This is a genomic window from Collinsella sp. AM23-17, from assembly GCF_003470945.1.
In the GTDB taxonomy this organism is placed as follows: Bacteria; Actinomycetota; Coriobacteriia; order Coriobacteriales; family Coriobacteriaceae; genus Collinsella; species Collinsella aerofaciens_O.
In genome coordinates this window covers 1-1,448 of sequence record NZ_QRHU01000051.1, presented here as the reverse complement: position 1 = coordinate 1,448, position 1,448 = coordinate 1, and the positions used below count along the sequence as shown (strand labels likewise).

General features: G+C 62.8%; 2 protein-coding genes. Both read right to left on the bottom strand.

The genetic code is table 11. From position 1 onward, the window contains the following. Positions 1-39: 39 nt before the first annotated feature. Positions 40-945 (bottom strand): IS3 family transposase, encoded by a 906-nt coding sequence (locus DW645_RS09810; RefSeq protein WP_233502706.1) that lies wholly within the window; start codon positions 943-945, stop codon positions 40-42. Further along, positions 888-1,403, bottom strand: coding sequence for a helix-turn-helix domain-containing protein (locus DW645_RS09805; protein WP_117786972.1), 516 nt, complete (start codon positions 1,401-1,403; stop codon positions 888-890). Before DW645_RS09805 ends, DW645_RS09810 begins: the two co-directional genes overlap by 58 nt. Positions 1,404-1,448: the final 45 nt, after the last annotated feature.

The following is a 1,448-nucleotide window of genomic DNA, read 5'->3' as shown; positions in this document are numbered from 1 at the left end:
TGAACTGCGCCCCAATTCTTGGACGGGCTAATAAGCGGCCTACGCCGCACATAGGGACTGATTCCGGAATTCCTCCGGGGTCAGTCCCTTCAGTTTAACCTGCCTCCTTCTCGTGTTCCAATGGATGATGTATTCGTCCAGGTCTCTCTTGAAGTCTTCGAAGCAAGGCCATTTTCTTCCGCGAAAGAACTCGTCCTTCATATGGCCGAACACCTGCTCCGTCGCGCCGTTGTCGATGCAGTTGCCCTTCCGGGACATGCTCTGCACCACGCCGGCCTCCTCCAACCGCTTGCACCACCCGGCCTGCTGGTACTGCCAGCCCATGTCCGAGTGCAGGACCGGCCTGGAGCCCTCGGGCATCTTGGACACGAGCTGGTCGAGCAGCTCGTGCTGCTGGGCCATGTTGGGATGCAGCGACGTGGACCAGGCGACGATCTCCTTGCTGCCGAAATCGTAGACCGGCGCGAAGTAGGCCTTGCCCCAGGGCTGCTTGAACTCGGTGACGTCGGTGCCCATCTTCTCCCACGGCCCGTCGGCGGCGAAGTCCCTGCCGATGACGTTCTCGAAGGTCTTTCCGACCTTGCCCCTGTACGAGTTGTACCTGTGGTAGTCGGTCTCGCGGCGGATCCCGCAGCTGATGCCCATCTCGCGCATCATCTTCAGCGTCGTCTTGTCGGCTATGCGCACGCCCCGCTCGGCGCGCAGGCACATGGCGATCTGCCTGTGGCCGCACCCGTTGGCGGTGCGCGAGAATATCTCGGCGGCGGCCTCCCAGAGCTCGGGCCTGGTGGGAGCCTTCGGGTGCGACAGCGCGTAGTAGTAGCTCGACCTCGCCAGGCCGGCGCACTCGAGCAGGTCGGCGAGGGGGTATTGCCCTGAAAGCCCGCTCACGACCGCGGCCTTCTCGCCGTTCGAGAGCGTTTCTCCGCCTTCAGGGCGATCGATTTTTTTAGGTAGGCGTTCTCCGCCTCGAGCTTCTTGATCCTGCGCTCGAGCTCTTGCTCGCGCGTCGTCTCCCCGGACGGGGAGCCGGACCCCCTCGGCCTCCCCCTGGGCTTTGGCCTGAGCGCCTCCGGGCCCTCCTCCCTGTAGGCCTTCAGCCATTTCTTGAAAGGGCTTGGCGAGGCTATCCCGAACTTCTCCATGGCCTCGGGCTTCGTCATGCCCTCGTCGACGACCGCCCTGACGGCGGCCAGCTTCGTCTCGAACGAATAGGCGGTGTGTTTCTTTCCCATCATGGCCAGAACCTCGATACCAGCAGACCTGTAGGTGCACAGCCATTCTCTCACGGTTTCCTCCGGCATCCCGAGAAGGGCCGCGATTGCCGCGCGGCCGTGCCCCTCGTCGTGCAGCTCTGCCGCTCGCAGTCTCATCCCGACGTCGTACAAAGCGTTTCCAGCCATAAAAAAGCCTCCCATTCTTGTGTCCAAGAAATGGGAGGCAGTTCA

Excerpts from the sequence above, each read along its gene's own strand:
- DW645_RS09805 (WP_117786972.1), bottom strand. The coding sequence starts at position 1,403 with ATGGCTGGAAACGCTTTGTACGACGTCGGGATGAGACTGCGAGCGGCA.